This window comes from Parabacteroides provencensis (genome assembly GCF_900232875.1).
Classification (GTDB): domain Bacteria; phylum Bacteroidota; class Bacteroidia; order Bacteroidales; family Tannerellaceae; genus Parabacteroides; species Parabacteroides chinchillae.
On record NZ_LT960488.1, the window covers coordinates 826737 to 845163 of the forward strand.

The following is an 18427-nucleotide window of genomic DNA, read 5'->3' on the forward strand; positions in this document are numbered from 1 at the left end:
AACCTCCGTACACCTACAAAAGTATTACCGACGCACCGGCGGAGGCTCCGTACACCTACAAAACCATTACCGGAGCAGCTGCGGCCATTTTGTAGGCCTACAAAACCATTACAGACGCACCGGCAGCCATTTTGTACCCCTACAAAACCCTTGCCGGAGCTCCGGTGATACCTCCGTAGGCCTACAGAGGCTCTACAGAACGGATTTCTCAATTTTCAACCTAATATTAACTCTCTAAATTCAAAGTTATGGAACAAACAAAAGCGATCAAAACCCGCTACCTCGCGGCCGGTTTCCTGATAATGCTGGCAATGCTGCCTGCATTGACCGCCTGCAACGACGACGACGGACTAGAAAAAGACAAAACCACAGGGCACACCCTGACGCTTACGCTCAAAACCGACGTAGAAGCCATACCGGAGACGAGAGCGCTGATCCGCGAAGCAGCCCCGGGAAGCGAAGCAGCGCAAGCAGGCTTCAGCTACGAACTGGTATCGAGTGATGCGGACAGCGTTGCTGTTTCCAGTCCGATGACCAAAGCGCCAACAACGCTGAAAAACGTCTACGCCCTCCTCTTTAAGAGCGACGGAACGTTCAACGGCAGAGCCAACATCGGAACCATGACGGCAAACACAAACAAAATAGTAACCTTTACAAACGTAGCTGATCCGGCAGCAACAAGTTGCCGGCTGGTGATTGTAGCAAACGACAATGCGGCAACAAACAGCTACGCCAGCACGGGAGGCACAGGAAACTTTGCGAACTTCACAGGAAACTATACAACCTTTCAAACACTGGTGATGACGAACACGATCAGTTCGGATGCAGACGTACCCTACGCCGGAACGGCAACGGTTAACTTGTCATCGGGTGCTTTTGGTGGCGTTGTTTCTGTCTCATTATACCGCACGCTGGCGAAAGTAACGGTGGTGAATCAAACCTTCTCCATACCCTATAGCTCACAAGGCGGAGGAACCATACCGCGCACTGGAATCCAACTCGTAAACGCAGGCAAAAAGTGCTTCGGGACAAAAAACAACTACGACGGAACAGGAAGCAACACAAACCCCGCAGGAGTGGAGAACTCCACCTCCGTAAATGCTAACACCGTAACCTGGTATGTAGGAGAAAACGTACAATCCGGCTACTCGGCCACTAACGCTACCGAAAGAAACAGGCTGAAAGCACCCGATGCTGCAAGGGTAACGCTGACGGGAAGCAAAACCCTGGCAACAGACGATGCCTACACATGCCACTTCGACGTCTTTATAGGCAAAAGCGGCAGTGTGGGAGACTTCTCACTACGCCGACACACCAACTACACGCTGACGGTAAACATCAACAATTCACTTGAATTTATTAGAAGCTACGTAACGAATAGTAGTGGCAACCTATATTATAAGAATGACGATCCCCGGATATGGCACAGCGTGGCTTCTGTGTGGGTACCGGTTAATCAAGCGTTGGCCACGGCTTACAAGGCTAAAATGGAAGCCCAGGAGTATACCCTTACGAATTATCCACCTTTTAATTACGATGGTGGCGCTTCTTCCGGCACAACGGGTTCCGATTATATGGGCGTTTCTTCTACCGCTACTTTAAATACGCCTTATTCTTTCGAGGTTGAGAAAACGGAGCGTGGTAGTAATTCTATTTATCAGCCTGCTATTGATTATTGTAAAGGTAAGGGTAGTGGTTGGCGTGTTCCTACTCAGATCGAGTTGTTCGCTATGTATCAGAATAGGGCGGCATTAGAATCCGTATCCGGCTTCGCTGCGTTCATCAACTTTTGGTACTGGAGTAGTTCAGTTCACAGTGGTCTTGCCGGCAATCGCTGCAGACTGGGCTTCGGCAGTGGCAATTTCAGTAACTACACCACGACGGGCGGCAACAACTATGTCCGCTGTGTGCGGGATAACTTGCCTGTGGTCACTATCAACCAGTCCGTAGCCGATGCTTACAAGGCTAAAGTGGAAGCCCTGGGGAAAAACTTTACCGATTACCCTCCCTTCAATTACGATGGTGGTGCTTCTTCCGGTACAACGGGTTCTGATTATAAGGGTGTATCTTCTAGTGCTACTATAAGTACTCCTTATTCAATAGAGGTTGAGAAAACGGAGCGTGGCAGTTATTCTAAATATCAGCTTGCTATTGATTATTGTAAAGGTAAGGGTAGTGGTTGGCGTATTCCTACAATTATAGAATTGTTTGCCATATATCAGAATAAAGCTAAGTTAGATGCTATATCAGGCTTCGCTGGGTTCAACATCGGCGCCTACTGGAGTAGTTCGGTCTACGGTGGTGATATCGGCATGCGCTGCAGTCTGACCGTCAGCAAGGGCTATTTCGGTAACAACGGCACGGCCGGCGGTTTCTATGTTCGCTGTGTCCGGGATATCTGATTGGTAGATGGAATATGGCTTTAGCCTGGTTTCAATTGCCGTCGGTTTCAACCGACGGAGGCTGTAGATTCTCCCCTTTCAAGGGCTTTAGCCCAACCGGAAAGAAATTTGGCTAAAGCCAACAGAGAGTGTACATCCCTTAATCCGTCCACTAAAGTAGACGGCAACTGAACTTAGGCTAAAGCCAACAAAGAGAACATCCTTTAGGCTGTGTCCGGGATATCTGATTGGTAGATAGAAAATGGCTTTAGCCTGGTTTCAATTGCCGTCGGTTTCAACCGACGGAGGCAGTAGATTCCCCTCTTTCAAGGGCTTTAGCCCAACCCCAGAAAGAAATTTGGCTAAAGCCAACAGAGAATGTACATCCCTTAATCCGTCCACTAAAGTAGACGGCAACTGAACTTAGGCTAAAGCCAACAAAGAGAACATACTTTAGGCCGTCCGCTGAAGCGGACGGTAACTAAAACCAGGCTAAAGCCATTACATAGCAAGGAAATTCAAGCAAGTCACGGGAATGACCCAAAACCAATACCTTCCATTTCGTCATACTCTAATTGTAAATCAAACGAAATAATCATACATTTGTTCTATCTCTATATATAGGGTATCAATCCTTTTCAATTGGCATTCGGAAGCAATGGAGTAACATACCATCAGCAGGTTCGGGTAATTACTGGAGATTCGAAGCGGGTTTGCACCAAAGCATAAAGCTAGGACTATCAGAGCGGTTAAGTTATAATTTAAGCGGCGAACTATTTTTTAACCAACACAACACTTATTTCGCCGATTTTCGTTATTTTGCTAAAAATTATTCTCCGGAGCCTTGGGGAGACCGTTTCGGAGGTGTTTTTCATAATCTGAACGGAAACTGGTATAATGCTTCGGACAAATATATTCAGGGACATTTGATGTACGAAAGTCCATTTATATTATTTCGTTTTATTTGCGCTTTTTCTTAGTTTCGATAAATTCAAATATCAAGCTCTCAGTGTAAAACTTGTGCTTGAATTATTCAGACAATTAACAACTCATAAAATATGAACTGACATGAAACAAAAAATGAAATCGCATCTCCGTCGCGGATTTCTCATACTGGGAAATATCGCATTGGCACTTTCGGCTTTTGCCTGGGACTATGCAGAACACCGCAAAATCGGAGACCGTGCAATGTCACTTATGCCCCGGTATCTTGTAGAAAACGGAATATTTCCCGACGAAGCAACGGCAGACAGTGCTATGCTAACATTATTAAATATGTCGCACATGCCCCAGTCTAACGCTTATGCAATGAATGAACTTACTCAATTACCCAATATCGTTACTTACGGAACATTATGCGGTTTGGCCGGAGACCATGTAGAAAATCCTTTATTACTGGAAACAGGGCTACAAACTCATTTCTCAAAGACAAACCGAACATTGGCTCTGGAGAGTAAAGCTATGAATGAATTCCTGACCGGAGCATCAAGCAAAGAATTGCTAGACATCAACCTGGCTTATGGCATTTTGGCAATCAAGGACCTTTCCCATTTCTACGCTTACGGAAAAGGATTGAACGATCACCTGAAAATGATCGACGTAAACCTGATCCGCCGTCTGCTGCATCCTTCAGAGGTTAATGAGGTATTCGGCAAACTAAACAGTCTGCCTTCCATGAGTAAATATTTCTGCATTCACATTTTTGCTATCCATATGGCACAAGAGGCCGGCAAAGAAATGCGCAAAGGAGATAAAGAAATGGCTAGCAACCTGATGTTTTATGCAACTCTTTATGAAGCATTCGCCGAACATTTTCTGCAAGATTCTTTTGCTTCGGGACATCAAATGGTACGGCGTGGATTCTCGGCATCCGCTGTTTGCAACAATAAAAGTTTGCACGACTTTTATAATACAATTCCCGTACAAACAGCCAACCTGAAAGGTGAAAGCTGGTCTGCCTACGGAGACAAACGCCTTAACCAAAACATGGAAGAATATAAAGACGCTAATGACTACCGGAATATCCGCGTTACTCAAAAACGACCGTATACACTGGATAAAGGTGATAGCTATGAACGCGAAACCCGTGTATTTTATCAAGCAGTAACTGCCACATGCGAATCTATCACAGAAGTATGGAAAGGATATTATAATGCGCTGAATGGAAATGAAAACGACATTATCAACGAATTACCCGAACACCATGATGATCTGCCTCAATTTATATATGCCCGTTTCCCTGTAGTTAAAGAATTTCCCATTCCATTCGGTACAAACCTGGACGATGTACCGCTTGAAGCAGAAGCCGCTACGCATAAAGAAGAACTACAGCTTATTGTGCAGGAACCTTTCACGCGCAATTTCATCCGTTCGCGAGTGGCAAACTCCTTTATGTTTTTAATAGGCAAACCTATTCACAGTAATAGCAGCGGCGTAATGACTTACGGAGGACGCTTAAATGTCAGTATGATTAACTGGCATAAGTTCGGAGATGGTAAAAGTATGCAAATGAAAGCCGGCGATATTGCTCAATGGCTATCACCTACAATATCCGGCTATTATATGCATGCGCCGTCTGATTCTTACACTATCAAAAACTGGAACGTAAAAGCCGGTCTGAATTATGATATGGATATTTTTGTTTCTCCCAAACGTTTCCTTGGCCTTTACGGTTATATGGAAATGGGTGTGGACCGCAGGAATGCGGAAACACGTTTTCTTGTTGCTCCGTCTTTAGGCATTCAGTTAGGGTCACTGATAGGAATGCATAATTTCAATATGCCGGCCTGGTTACGTATTCCATTAGGAATTATTTTGCCTCTGAAATTTGCAGTTAGCTGCAATAAAGTTGCAGGCCGGCCGGTAGAGTGGATCAGCAATATGGAAGTGGATATTTTATTCTGATGGTTCCCATCTATTTTGGTTTAGGTAAAAATCGTTACATTTGTGGCTTACAATAAAATAAGAAAGAATGAGAAACTTTACTTGCGTACAGGATTTAGGCGATCTGGAGCAGGCGCTTAACGAAGCTTTCGAAATAAAGAAAGACCGTTTCCAATTTACAGAATTAGGAAAGAATAAAACTCTGTTAATGATATTCTTTAACTCCAGTTTACGTACCCGATTGAGTACTCAAAAGGCTGCCATGAATTTGGGAATGAACACTATGGTGCTGGATGTAAACCAGGGAGCCTGGAAATTAGAGACCGAGCGCGGAGTCATAATGGACGGAGACAAGCCGGAACATCTATTAGAAGCTATACCTGTAATGGGATGCTATTGCGACATCATAGGAGTTCGTTCTTTTGCCCGTTTCGAAAGTAAAGAAGACGACTACAATGAAAAGATATTGAATCAGTTCGTCCAATACTCCGGCCGTCCTGTATTCAGTATGGAAGCTGCGACACGCCATCCGCTACAAAGTTTCGCTGATCTGATTACAATAGAAGAATATAAAAAGACAGCCCGTCCGAAAGTAGTAATGACATGGGCACCTCATCCAAAACCATTACCGCAAGCCGTACCCAACAGTTTTGCAGAATGGATGAATGCAACCGACTACGAGTTTGTAATAACTCACCCGGAAGGCTACGAATTAAATTCCAAGTTTGTAGGCAATGCCCGCGTAGAATATGACCAAAGAAAAGCATTTGAAGGTGCGGATTTCATTTATGCAAAGAATTGGTCTGCTTACAATGATCCGAACTACGGAAAAGTTATCAATATGGATCGTAGCTGGACAGTAGACGCAGAGAAAATGGCACTTACAAACAATGCCTATTTTATGCATTGCCTGCCTGTTCGCCGAAATATGATTGTAACTGACGACGTTATTGAAAGTCCTCAAAGCATTGTGATACCTGAAGCAGCCAACCGCGAAATATCGGCTGAAACTGTTTTAAAGAAAATATTAGCCGGATTATAAAAAGAAGGTGCTTATATTTTTTGACAACAGCACAATTTAATATTTTCTTCCGCAACAGGGCCATTACTATACGTTTCAAAATGATCCCGATGTTTTTTTAAAAACATCGGGATCATTTTCTAAAAACATCGATATGATTTTTCAATAGCATCCGGGGAGATTTAGTTGCCTACCCTTTCAAGTTTGGTTGCCTACCCAAATTCCGGCAAATACAAGTTTCAAATATGTTCACCCTGCAACACAAGAAAACGTTAAGCTATTAAGCTTCGCCTTTCATTCCCCCCATCGGAGGAACAAAATCATCAAATTGAGCAGTCTTATCTCCTTTTTGCTGATCTTCGAACTTAGCCAGATTATCCTGTAATGCAAAAAGCAATCGCTTCGCATTATCGGGAGTCAGAATCACGCGACTTTTTACCTGCGCCTTCGGAGCACCCGGTACAACACGGATAAAGTCCAATATAAACTCTGATGACGAATGGGATATAATAGCAAGATTGGCGTATGTTCCCTGAGCCATTTCTTCAGAAAGCTCAACCTGTATTTCGTTGGTTTGTTTACTATTTTCCATAATTATTACTCTTTTATTGATTAATATTCATAGCAAATGTAAACAAATATCTTTTATTGTCGTATATTCAAACACAAATCTGGCAAAAAGAATAAGATATCAATCTTAAGTTTATAAACATTGAACCGTACAAAAAGCGAAAAGGGCGCCCTTCACAGGTAGCCCTTTTCTAGTTGTGTTTTTAATTCTCAATTCTTTAGACCAATGTAAAAATACCTTTTGTGTTCATTATAATAGGTTTTGGCGTTTAGGTCAAGGTTTGAGTTTAAGTGCTAATCTCTCTCACTTGAACTTTACAAAAGTAGTGGGTTTATAGGAACCTACCAAATACTATTCAAACAATAAATGATACTATTTTGTCAACTCTTGACATATATCAATGCTAATTTCTATAAAATCCTGTTTCAAATCCTGAAACGTGTGCGTGCATATTTCTCTCTGTATTCTGTGGGAGTATTCCCCTTACGGCTTTTAAATATTCTATTAAAGTTAGACAGATTATTAAAGCCAGACTTATAGCATATCTCAGAAATAGAATCACTTGTATCTATTAAACGACAGGCAGCCTCGGCTATGCGAATATCATTTAAGTTATCTATAAAAGTCTTTCCTGTCCACTTTTTCAAGAATCGGTTAAGAGAAGCCTCACTCATATTTATTAACGAAGCAGCATCTGATAATAGAATTTGCCGGTAGTAATTTTCGTGCAAATAAAGCATCAACCCTTCCAGCCTGTCATTGTCGTTCTTATTATAATTTTTAACTTTATTCACAGCATTCAATCGGCGAGCCTCAGAATCCAGAGAAAGCGTCTTTAAAATATCTATTAATTTTAGTAGATTATGAAAAGAATCAGGGCGTTCGTCATTCGACAACATTTTCAACTCCGGCTGAATAAGCTGTATCATTTTCTTACTAAAAATCAGACCTTGAGAAGCTTTTTCAAACATATCTTTTATTGTTTTAAAATGCCTCTTATTAATCAGGCTATCAAATAAAGAGTGATGGAACTGGATAGTTATCTCGAAAATATCCTTACAAAAACAATTATGATTTGAATAAGCATGCTTTGTATTACCTGCAATCAAAACCAAGTCAAGGTCGTCCATTTCTTCAATAGAGTCACCCACTATCCGGATAGCTCCTGAAGCATTCTCCAGATAGTTAAGTTCAAACTCCGGATGTACATGAAGCGGATACTTGAATCCTTGTTTCAACCGTTGCATTATTAAAAAACAATCTTCGGTTGAAAGTGGGGTTATTTCTCGTAACACATCGCTCTCTTTATTCATAACAGACTTATTGAATTTCCAACACGCTAATTATAGGGCAATGATCCGAAGGAAATAGTTGGTTTAATGTCTCGGTAAGTACCCCATGGCGCAATACCTTGATATTACCTTTTACAAAAATATAATCGATCCATTCCCGTTTATCATAAGGAATCTTACCAAAGTTATGGAAAGTCCATTCCGGACCATACTTAAATTCTGCAACTGCACGTGTATGTGTCAGGTGCCGGGGATCACCCACATTCGTCAATACCCGTACAGGCTCATCTGAGGGAACAGCATTAAAATCGCCGGTTACTATAATCGGCAAATTTTCCGACAATTTTGCGGCTTGCTCCAATACCAAAGAAGCCCCTTCATGCCGTGCAACTTTTCCCATATGATCCAGATGCGTATTCAGAAAAAAGAATTTCTTTCCGGTCTCTTTATCTGCCAAGATAGCCCAGGTAGCAACACGCTCACACGCAGCATCCCAACCTTTCTTTCCAATGGCATTTATATCTTCTGCCAACCAGAAATTACCGCTTTTGATAACAGAAAAACGATCTTTACGATAAAATATCGGGGCGTATTCCCCTTTTGTCTTTCCATCTTCACGTCCGACACCAACATACGCAAACCCCGGTAAACGTTCTGTCAAATCCATTAGCTGATTATGCAAAACTTCCTGTGCGCCAAAAATATCCACATCGTGGAATTTAACGAGATTTCCCGCAAAGTCCCGGCGAAATTTCCATTGGTTATTTCCATCTTCCGGATTGTCATACCGGATATTATAAGACATTACATTCAATTTGGCATCTGAGTCTTTGGCGAATAAGCAACTTACAGACAGTAAAAATGCGGCTAGGCATAGCACAATTCTTTTCATGATAGTCTCTGTTTTTAGTGTATTATTATGCATAAATATGCATATACTTACAAAAATAAAAGTTCTCCATTTATTAACCAAATTAGAAGATATAAAAAAAGGCCTCCGAGTTATCGGAGACCTTTCTTTTTAAGACTTATCTGATTTTATTCATCATCTCTGTCCATACCATTAAAATCAACAACATTCTTACGATTTGCAAAGATGCGTTCGAATTCATCTTTAGCACCAACCACAAGTTTATCGAAATCTCTCTGGCCTGTACCTGCAGGAATTAAGTGTCCGCAGATAACATTTTCTTTCAGACCTTCCAGGCGGTCTACTTTTCCGTTGATAGCAGCCTCGTTCAACACCTTTGTCGTTTCCTGGAAAGATGCAGCAGACATAAAGCTATTCGTCTGCAAAGCTGCACGGGTAATACCCTGAAGAATCTGGTTTGCTGTAGCAGGAACGGCATCACGTACTTCAACCAATTTAAGGTCACGACGTTTCAACATACTGTTCTCGTCTCTTAACTTACGGGCAGTTACGATCTGACCGGCTTGCAATGTCTGAGAATCTCCCGGCTCTATAACAACTTTCTTGCCCCAGATACGGTCGTTTTCATCCATTACTTCCAGTTTATCCACCACCTGTTGTTCCAGGAAGCGAGTATCTCCCGGATCAACCACTTCCACCTTACGCATCATCTGACGAACGATTACTTCAAAGTGTTTGTCATTGATCTTCACACCCTGTAAACGGTAAACATCCTGAACTTCATTAACAATATATTCTTGTACAGCCGTAGGTCCCTGGATAGCCAGAATATCAGAAGGTGTAATTGCACCGTCAGACAAAGGCATACCTGCACGTATATAGTCATTCTCCTGAACCAAAAGTTGTTTTGACAAAGGCACCATATACTTCTTAACTTCACCCAACTTGGAAGTTACTGTAATTTCACGGTTACCACGTTTGATCTTACCAAAGCCAATTTCACCATCAATTTCAGAAACAACTGCAGGATTAGACGGGTTACGGGCTTCAAACAACTCTGTAACACGTGGAAGACCACCGGTGATGTCACCTGCTTTACCAACAGCACGAGGGATTTTAACAAGAACTTCACCAGCCTTAATCGGATCACCGTTATCTTTCACAACGTGTGCACCCAAAGGCAATGAATAGTTCTTCAAATAATTTCCATTTTCGTCTACGATATGAGCAGCCGGAGCCTTGGTTTTATCCTTAGATTCAATAATAATCTTTTCCTTCAAACCTGTAGTTTCATCACTTTCTACTTTGTAGGTAACGTTTTCAACTACACTTTCAAATTCAATCTTACCTGATACTTCCGATACAATAACGGCATTGAACGGGTCCCATTCAATAATTACATCACCCTTCTTAATAGTATCACCATTATTGAAGAATAACTTAGAACCGTAAGGTATATTATGAGTAAGTAAGACAATTTTTGTATTCGGATCGACAATACGCATTTCAGCCAAACGGCTTACTACAACCTGGTATTTCTTTCCATTGCTTTCATCCGCAGCTTCTACAGAGCGTAATTCGTCAATTTCAATAATACCATCATATTTAGAAGTAATGCTATTTTCTGTTGCAATATTGGAAGCGATACCACCCACGTGGAACGTACGCAATGTCAACTGAGTACCCGGTTCACCGATAGACTGCGCTGCAATTACACCGACAACCTCGCCCTTCTGAACCATACGCCCTGTAGCTAAGTTACGTCCATAACATTTAGCACAAACACCTTTTTTAGATTCACAAGTCAGTACAGAACGGATTTCTACGCTTTCAATCGGAGATTCCTGAATTTTCAGAGCTGCATCTTCGCGAATTTCTTCACCTGTATGTACAATCACTTCACCTGTTATCGGATGAATAATATCATGAACCGAAACACGTCCTAGGATACGTTCATACAAAGAAGCAATAACTTCTTCGTTATTCTTTAGCTCCGTACAGATCAAACCACGTAAAGTACCACAATCCTCTTCATTAATGATCACATCATGTGATACGTCAACCAAACGACGAGTCAGGTAACCAGCATCAGCAGTCTTCAAAGCCGTATCGGCCAAACCTTTACGAGCACCGTGAGTAGAGATAAAGTACTCCAACACTGACAAACCTTCTTTAAAGTTTGAAAGGATTGGGTTTTCAATAATCTGTCCACCCTCAGCACCGCTCTTCTGCGGTTTTGCCATCAAACCACGCATACCAGACAACTGACGAATCTGTTCTTTAGAACCACGGGCACCGGAATCCATCATCATATAAATAGAATTGAAACCGTCGTTATCTGCAGTAAGTTGCTTGATCAAAATATTTGACAACTTACTGTTAACGTGAGTCCACGTATCAATAATCTGATTATAACGTTCATTGTTTGTGATGAAACCCATGTTATAGTTTGCAAGGATTTGTTCTACCTCATCATAACCTTCCTTCACCAATTCATCCTTTTCAGCAGGAATAAGAACGTCGGCCAGGTTAAATGACAAACCACCCTTGAATGCCATATAATATCCCAGATTCTTAATATCATCAAGGAACTGGGCTGTACGTGCAACACCACAAACTTTGATAACTTTACCGATAATATCACGAAGAGCCTTCTTTCCTAACACCTCATTGATATAACCAACTTCAGTAGGTACAAATTCATTCACCATCAAACGACCGACAGAAGTTTCGATAATTTTCTTCACCAACTTACCATCTTCTTCTACATTATCTACATAGACTTTGATCGGAGCATGGATATCAACCTTCTTTTCATTGTATGCGATTGTTGCTTCTTCCGGACCGTAAAACATCAAACCTTCGCCTAAAGTACCTTTACGCAATTTTGTGATATAATACAAACCAAGCACCATATCCTGTGAAGGAACGGTAATAGGAGCACCATTTGCCGGATTCAAAATGTTATGTGATGCAAGCATCAACATCTGAGCTTCCAAAATAGCCTCATTACCTAATGGCAAGTGAACAGCCATCTGGTCACCGTCGAAGTCGGCATTGAAAGCCGTACAAGCCAACGGGTGCAACTGAATAGCCTTACCTTCAATCAATTTTGGCTGAAACGCCTGTATACCTAAACGGTGCAATGTAGGAGCACGGTTCAGCAACACAGGATGACCTTTCATTACATATTCTAAAATATCCCAAACAACCGGTTCTTTGCGATCCACAATCTTCTTAGCAGATTTAACGGTCTTAACGATACCACGTTCGATCAATTTACGAATAACAAAAGGTTTATAAAGTTCGGCAGCCATACCTTTTGGCAAACCGCATTCATGCATTTTTAATTCAGGACCAACGACAATAACCGAACGAGCTGAATAGTCGACACGTTTACCCAACAAGTTCTGACGGAAACGGCCTTGTTTACCTTTCAAACTATCAGACAATGACTTTAACGGACGGTTAGCATCAGTCTTTACAGCACTCGATTTACGAGAATTGTCAAATAAAGAGTCCACAGCTTCCTGAAGCATACGTTTTTCATTACGCAAAATCACCTCGGGAGCCTTAATATCGATTAATCGTTTCAAACGGTTATTACGGATAATAACCCGACGATATAAATCATTCAAATCTGAAGTAGCGAAACGGCCACCATCCAGTGGAACCAACGGACGCAATTCCGGAGGAATAACAGGAACAACCTTGACGATCATCCATTCCGGTTTATTACGACCTCTGGATGCACGGAAAGATTCAACAACCTGCAAACGTTTCAATGCTTCATTCTTTCTCTGCTGCGAACCATCCGTGCTTGCACGGTGACGCAATTCATAAGACAAAGAATCCAGATCCAGACGAGCCAATAAATCATATACGGCTTCAGCACCGATCTTCGCAATAAATTTGTTAGGATCAGTATCTTCAAGTAATTGATTTTCTTTTGGCAGACTATCCAAAATCTGCAAATATTCTTCTTCTGACAATAAGTCTAATTCAGCAACTGTATCTACACAACCAGGCTGAATAACAACATATCGTTCATAATAAATAATGGAATCCAGTTTTTTTGTCGGAAGTCCCAACAAATAACCTATTTTGTTAGGCAATGAACGGAAGTACCAGATATGAGCTACAGGAACAACCAGATGGATGTGTCCCATACGTTCACGACGAACTTTTTTCTCTGTAACTTCCACACCACAACGGTCACAGACAATACCCTTATAACGAATACGTTTGTATTTTCCGCAATGACATTCATAATCCTTAATAGGACCAAAAATGCGCTCGCAGAACAAACCGTCACGTTCAGGCTTGTATGTACGATAATTAATCGTTTCGGGTTTTAATACTTCACCACTGGAGTTTTCAAGAATCTCTTCAGGTGATGCCAGACCGATGGTTATTTTTGAAAAGTTACTCTTTATCTTGTTTTCTTTTCTAAAGGCCATATTTTTTATTTATAAAGAGTTATCAATAGATAAAGCAGATGAGCCAAAGCTCACCTACTCTTATTGTTTTTGAATTAATCCAAAGTGAAACTTAAACCAAGACCTCTCAACTCATGCAACAATACATTCAGAGATTCCGGGATACCTGGTTGCGGCATCGCATCACCCTTAACAATTGCTTCATAAGCCTTAGAACGTCCGACAACGTCATCAGACTTGATTGTTAGTATTTCCTGAAGAATATGTGCCGCACCGAACGCTTCCAGAGCCCAAACTTCCATTTCTCCAAAACGCTGACCACCAAACTGAGCTTTACCACCTAATGGCTGCTGAGTAATCAATGAATACGGGCCAATAGAACGAGCATGCATCTTATCATCAACCATGTGGCCTAATTTCAAGAAATAAGTCACACCGACTGTTGCCGGTTGGTCAAAACGTTCGCCTGTTCCACCGTCATACAGATAGGTCTTACCATAACGCGGAAGGCCTGCTTTATCAGTCCATTCATTCATATTATCCAGTGTAGCACCGTCAAAGATCGGAGTTGCAAACTTAACATCCAATGTACGGCCAGCCCAACCTAATACAGCTTCAAAAATCTGTCCAAGGTTCATACGAGAAGGCACACCCAGAGGGTTCAAACAAATATCAACAGGAGTTCCATCTTCCAAGAATGGCATGTCTTCCTGACGAACGATCTTAGACACGATACCTTTATTACCATGGCGACCAGCCATCTTATCACCTACCTGAATCTTACGTTTCTTAGCAATATAAACTTTAGCCATCTGAACAATACCTGTTGGCAATTCATCACCGATTGTGAGATCGAATTTCCGACGTCTCAGTTCAGCATCCAGTTCTTTATATTTCTTCAGATAATTCAGAATAACTTGTTTGATCAACTCATTCTTATCAGCATCTGCCGTCCACTTACTAACCTGAACAGCATTATAGTCTAATTCTTCTAAAGCTTTACGAGAGAATTTAGCACCTTTGGCAATCACTTCGGTATTCATATAATCTTTCACACCCTGAGAAGTTTTGCCATTTGTAAGAACTAATAGTTTCTCAACTAATAAGTTCTTCAAGTCTATCATTTTCTGTTCGTATTCTTCATCCAGTTTCGGAAGAATAGCTTTATCTGTCAGTCTGGATTTACGTTTCTTGACAGCCTTTGAGAACAATGATGTTTCGATAACCACACCTCGCAAAGACGGGGTAGCTTTTAATGAAGCATCTTTCACATCTCCGGCTTTATCACCAAAAATAGCACGCAACAATTTTTCTTCCGGAGAAGGATCGGATTCTCCTTTTGGAGTAATCTTACCAATCAGAATATCTCCCGGTTCAATACGAGCACCAACACGAACAATACCTCTTTCATCCAAATCTTTCGTAGCTTCTTCGCTAACATTTGGAATATCGGAAGTAAGTTCTTCCATACCACGTTTGGTTTCACGTACTTCAAGAATATATTCGTCTACGTGAACAGAGGTAAAGAAATCTTCACGAACCATACGTTCGTTCAGCACAATAGCATCCTCATAGTTATATCCCTTCCAAGGCATGTACGCAACTTTCACATTACGTCCTAAAGCAAGTTCGCCTTCCTGAGTTGAATAGCCTTCTGTCAGGATATCACCGGATTTCACACGTTGGCCACGATGACAGATCGGTCGTAAGTCAACAGTTGTACTCTGATTGGTTTTACGCCATTTCGGAATATTATATGTCTTAACCGCATCTTCGAAACTTACAAATTCTTCGTCTTCCGTGCGGTCATATTTAATCTTAATACAAGTTGCATCTACGAATACAATCTCCCCATCGCGCTCAGCCATAATCTGAGTACGGGAATCTCTTGCAACCTGGGCTTCAATACCAGTACCAACAATAGGAGCATCCGTACGCAACAAAGGCACAGCCTGGCGCATCATGTTAGATCCCATCAATGCACGGTTAGCATCATCATGTTCCAAGAAAGGAATTAAAGATGCCGCTATAGAAGCAATCTGTTGAGGAGCCACGTCCATCAAATCAATTTCAGCAGGCGGAACAACAGGGAAATCAGCTTCAAAACGCGCTTTTATTCGGTCACGTACGAATTTACCGTTTTCATCAAGCAATGCATTACCCTGTGCGATAGTCAATTCTTCTTCTTCTTCCGCTGTGTAATATTGCATATTTTCATTAGACATATCAACCACACCACTGTTTACCTTGCGGTATGGAGTTGAAATAAAGCCTAATTCATTAATTTTTGCATAGACACACAAAGAAGAAATCAAACCGATGTTCGGACCTTCAGGGGTTTCAATCGGACAAAGACGGCCATAATGTGTATAGTGTACGTCACGAACTTCGAAACCTGCACGTTCTCTGGACAAACCACCAGGGCCTAGTGCAGACAAACGACGTTTATGCGTAATTTCAGCCAATGGGTTTGTCTGGTCCATAAACTGTGACAAAGCATTCGTTCCAAAGAAAGAATTAACAACAGAAGAAATTGTCTTTGCATTAATCAAATCAATCGGAGTAAACACTTCATTATCACGCACATTCATACGTTCACGTACTGTACGCGACATACGGGCCAAACCAATACCAAATTGATTATACAGCTGTTCACCAACTGTACGTACACGACGGTTACTTAAGTGGTCGATATCATCAACAATTGCTTTAGAGTTAATCAACTCTATCAAATATTTAATGATTTCGATTATATCTTCTTTAGTCAGGACTTTAACATCCTCACTTGTTGTAAGACCTAATTTTTTATTAATTCTATAACGGCCGACTTCACCCAGGTCATAACGTTTTTCAGAGAAGAACAAGTTCGTAATAACTTCACGTGCACTAGCTTCATCAGCAGGTTCTGCATTTCTTAACTGGCGATAAATATACAGAACAGCCTCCTTCTCTGAGTTACTCGGGTCTTTTTGAAGAGTATTATAGATTATAGCATAATCTGACAAATTCTGGTCTTCGCGGTGTAACAAAATGTTTTGCGTACCAGATTCCAGAATAGCCTCAATATTTTCGTTATCAAGAATAGATTCACGATCTATGATAACATCATTACGTTCAATAGATACAACTTCTCCAGTATCTTCATCTACGAAATCTTCCACCCAAGTCTTCAGAACACGAGCCGCCAGTTTACGGCCGATTAATTTCTTCAGATTTGCTTTTGAAACTTTTACCTCTTCCGCCAGATTAAAAATTTCAAGAATATCTCTATCACTTTCAAAACCAATAGCTCTTAAAAGGGTAGTTACAGGCAATTTCTTTTTACGATCAATATATGCATACATCACATTATTTATGTCTGTTGCAAATTCGATCCATGAACCCTTAAACGGGATAATACGCGCAGAGTACAATTTTGTACCATTCGCATGAATACTCTGTCCGAAAAATACACCAGGCGAACGGTGTAACTGAGACACAACAACACGCTCTGCACCATTTATCACAAAAGTACCTCTTTCCGTCATATAAGGAATCGGGCCTAAATATACATCCTGGATCACAGTATCAAAATCCTCATGATCAGGGTCAGTACAATATAGTTTTAACTTTGCTTTTAAAGGTACACTATAGGTTAGTCCGCGGGCAATACATTCGTCAATAGTATAACGGGGCGGATCTATATAGTAATCTAAGAACTCCAACACGAAGTTGTTACGAGTATCTGCAATCGGAAAGTTTTCTGCAAATACCTTATACAACCCCTCCTTTTTTCTCTTTTCAGGAGGTGTGTCAAGTTGAAGAAAGTCTTGGAATGACTTCAATTGAACTTCGAGGAAGTCAGGATATGGGAACTGATTCTTAATCGAAGCAAAATTAACTCTTTGGTTTTCAGCTGTTGAAGACATCTAGTAAGGAATTTATTGAACTTATTGAAATTATAGACACAAAAAGGTTAAGAGTCTTCCCTAGTCGGAGACTCTTAACCAAATCACCTGATTACCAGGTTATAAATACTATTTAAGCTCAACTTCAGCTCCAGCTTCTTCTAAGCTCTTTTTCAATGCTTCAGCATCAGCCTTAGCTACACCTTCTTTAACGTTGCTAGGAGCGCCATCAACTAAATCTTTAGCTTCCTTCAAGCCCAGACCAGTTAATTCTTTTACTAACTTAACGATAGCCAGCTTATTAGCACCAGCGGCTTTCAATACAACATCGAAAGAAGTTTTTTCTTCTGCAGCGGCAGCAGCACCACCAGCAGCAGGACCTGCAACAGCAACAGCTGCAGCAGCAGGTTCGATACCGTATTCTTCTTTAAGGATAGTTGCCAGTTCACTTACTTCTTTAACGGTCAAGTTCACTAATTGTTCTGCAAAAGCTTTCAAATCTGCCATTTTTGTATGATTTAAATGATTATTATCTGTATAAAATTAATTTATTATCTTTCTTCCAAAGTCTTCAACAGACCATGGATAGTTTGCCCTGATGACTGTAGAGCGGAAATAACATTCTTTGCAGGTGATTCCAACAATGCAATAACATCTGCAATAAGTTCATTTTTACTCTTGATATTTACTAATGCTTCAAGATTTTCGCCACCAATATAGAAGCTTTCCTGAACATAGGCAGCCTTCAATTCCGGTTTTGTTGTTTCACCTTTTTTAGCACCTTTAGTAAATTCTTTAATCAGACGAGCAGGAGCATTAGCTGTCTGTGAAAACATTACAGCTGTATTGCCTTTTAAAGCAACCTGCAACGGAGAAAAATCACCGCCAACATTTTCAAGTGCTTTCTTAAGCAAGTTGTTCTTAACAACAACCAACTTTACATCTTGCTTGAAACATTCTCTTCTCAATTTGCTGGTTTTCTCAGCATCCAGTGCTTCGATATCAGTCAAATAAAAGTTAGGATATTCCTTTACAGTTTCTGTAAGCTGGCTTATTACTATGCCTTTATCTTCCTTTTTCAT

Annotated in this window: 11 protein-coding genes; 4 read left to right on the top strand and 7 right to left on the bottom strand. The window is 41.1% G+C overall.

Translation table 11 applies throughout. The features are described 5' to 3' along the window. The first annotated feature begins 248 nt into the window (after positions 1 to 248). The 4 genes from CTY47_RS03650 to CTY47_RS03665 all read left to right on the top strand — a co-directional run bounded on the left by CTY47_RS03650 (position 249) and on the right by CTY47_RS03665 (position 6306). A complete protein-coding gene (locus CTY47_RS03650; protein ID WP_099463474.1) occupies positions 249 to 2402 on the top strand; it encodes a DUF1566 domain-containing protein in 2154 nt (717 codons plus the stop codon). Positions 2403 to 3049: 647 nt separating this feature from the next. Beyond that, on the top strand, positions 3050 to 3361 hold the full coding sequence (locus CTY47_RS17260) for a DUF5686 family protein (protein WP_233202110.1): 312 nt from the start codon (positions 3050 to 3052) through the stop codon (positions 3359 to 3361). 88 nt (positions 3362 to 3449) lie between these two features. Next, the gene (locus CTY47_RS03660) at positions 3450 to 5285 is read left to right on the top strand and encodes a hypothetical protein (protein ID WP_099463475.1); all 1836 of its coding nucleotides are present in this window, start codon (positions 3450 to 3452) and stop codon (positions 5283 to 5285) included. A 67-nt stretch (positions 5286 to 5352) separates the two neighbouring features. After that, entirely contained in the window at positions 5353 to 6306 is a 954-nt protein-coding gene (locus CTY47_RS03665; protein WP_099463476.1) for an N-acetylornithine carbamoyltransferase, read from the top strand. A 259-nt stretch (positions 6307 to 6565) separates the two neighbouring features. On the opposite strand, the gene CTY47_RS03670 is transcribed toward CTY47_RS03665, so the two are convergent. The 7 genes from CTY47_RS03670 to rplJ form a co-directional block, all read right to left on the bottom strand. Continuing rightward, positions 6566 to 6877 (bottom strand): DUF3467 domain-containing protein, encoded by a 312-nt coding sequence (locus tag CTY47_RS03670; RefSeq protein WP_099463477.1) that lies wholly within the window; start codon positions 6875 to 6877, stop codon positions 6566 to 6568. 404 nt (positions 6878 to 7281) lie between these two features. Continuing rightward, complete coding sequence (locus CTY47_RS03675; protein WP_099463478.1) at positions 7282 to 8169, bottom strand: AraC family transcriptional regulator; 888 nt, start codon at positions 8167 to 8169, stop codon at positions 7282 to 7284. 7 nt (positions 8170 to 8176) lie between these two features. Next, positions 8177 to 9040, bottom strand: a complete 864-nt coding sequence (locus CTY47_RS03680) for an endonuclease/exonuclease/phosphatase family protein (RefSeq protein ID WP_099464057.1) — start codon at positions 9038 to 9040, stop codon at positions 8177 to 8179. Between the two features lie 146 nt (positions 9041 to 9186). Continuing rightward, complete coding sequence (rpoC, locus tag CTY47_RS03685) at positions 9187 to 13479, bottom strand: DNA-directed RNA polymerase subunit beta' (protein ID WP_099463479.1); 4293 nt, start codon at positions 13477 to 13479, stop codon at positions 9187 to 9189. Between the two features lie 74 nt (positions 13480 to 13553). Further along, positions 13554 to 17366, bottom strand: coding sequence for a DNA-directed RNA polymerase subunit beta (rpoB, locus tag CTY47_RS03690; RefSeq protein ID WP_099463480.1), 3813 nt, complete (start codon positions 17364 to 17366; stop codon positions 13554 to 13556). A gap of 108 nt (positions 17367 to 17474) precedes the next feature. Beyond that, positions 17475 to 17852: a 50S ribosomal protein L7/L12 gene (gene rplL, locus CTY47_RS03695; protein ID WP_099463481.1), complete on the bottom strand. Its 378-nt coding sequence runs from the start codon at positions 17850 to 17852 to the stop codon at positions 17475 to 17477. Positions 17853 to 17896: 44 nt separating this feature from the next. After that, positions 17897 to 18427 carry a 50S ribosomal protein L10 gene (gene rplJ, locus CTY47_RS03700; RefSeq protein ID WP_099463482.1) on the bottom strand — a complete coding sequence of 177 codons (531 nt, stop codon included), beginning with the start codon at positions 18425 to 18427 and terminating at the stop codon, positions 17897 to 17899.

Coding starts and splice junctions, on each gene's coding strand:
- CTY47_RS03650 (WP_099463474.1), top strand. CDS start 249: ATGGAACAAACAAAAGCGATCAAAACCCGCTACCTCGCGGCCGGTTTC.
- CTY47_RS03660 (WP_099463475.1), top strand. CDS start 3,450: ATGAAACAAAAAATGAAATCGCATCTCCGTCGCGGATTTCTCATACTG.
- CTY47_RS03665 (WP_099463476.1), top strand. CDS start 5,353: ATGAGAAACTTTACTTGCGTACAGGATTTAGGCGATCTGGAGCAGGCG.
- CTY47_RS03670 (WP_099463477.1), bottom strand. CDS start 6,877: ATGGAAAATAGTAAACAAACCAACGAAATACAGGTTGAGCTTTCTGAA.
- CTY47_RS03675 (WP_099463478.1), bottom strand. CDS start 8,169: ATGAATAAAGAGAGCGATGTGTTACGAGAAATAACCCCACTTTCAACC.
- CTY47_RS03680 (WP_099464057.1), bottom strand. CDS start 9,040: ATGAAAAGAATTGTGCTATGCCTAGCCGCATTTTTACTGTCTGTAAGT.
- rpoC (WP_099463479.1), bottom strand. CDS start 13,479: ATGGCCTTTAGAAAAGAAAACAAGATAAAGAGTAACTTTTCAAAAATA.
- rpoB (WP_099463480.1), bottom strand. CDS start 17,366: ATGTCTTCAACAGCTGAAAACCAAAGAGTTAATTTTGCTTCGATTAAG.
- rplL (WP_099463481.1), bottom strand. CDS start 17,852: ATGGCAGATTTGAAAGCTTTTGCAGAACAATTAGTGAACTTGACCGTT.
- rplJ (WP_099463482.1), bottom strand. CDS start 18,427: ATGAAAAAGGAAGATAAAGGCATAGTAATAAGCCAGCTTACAGAAACT.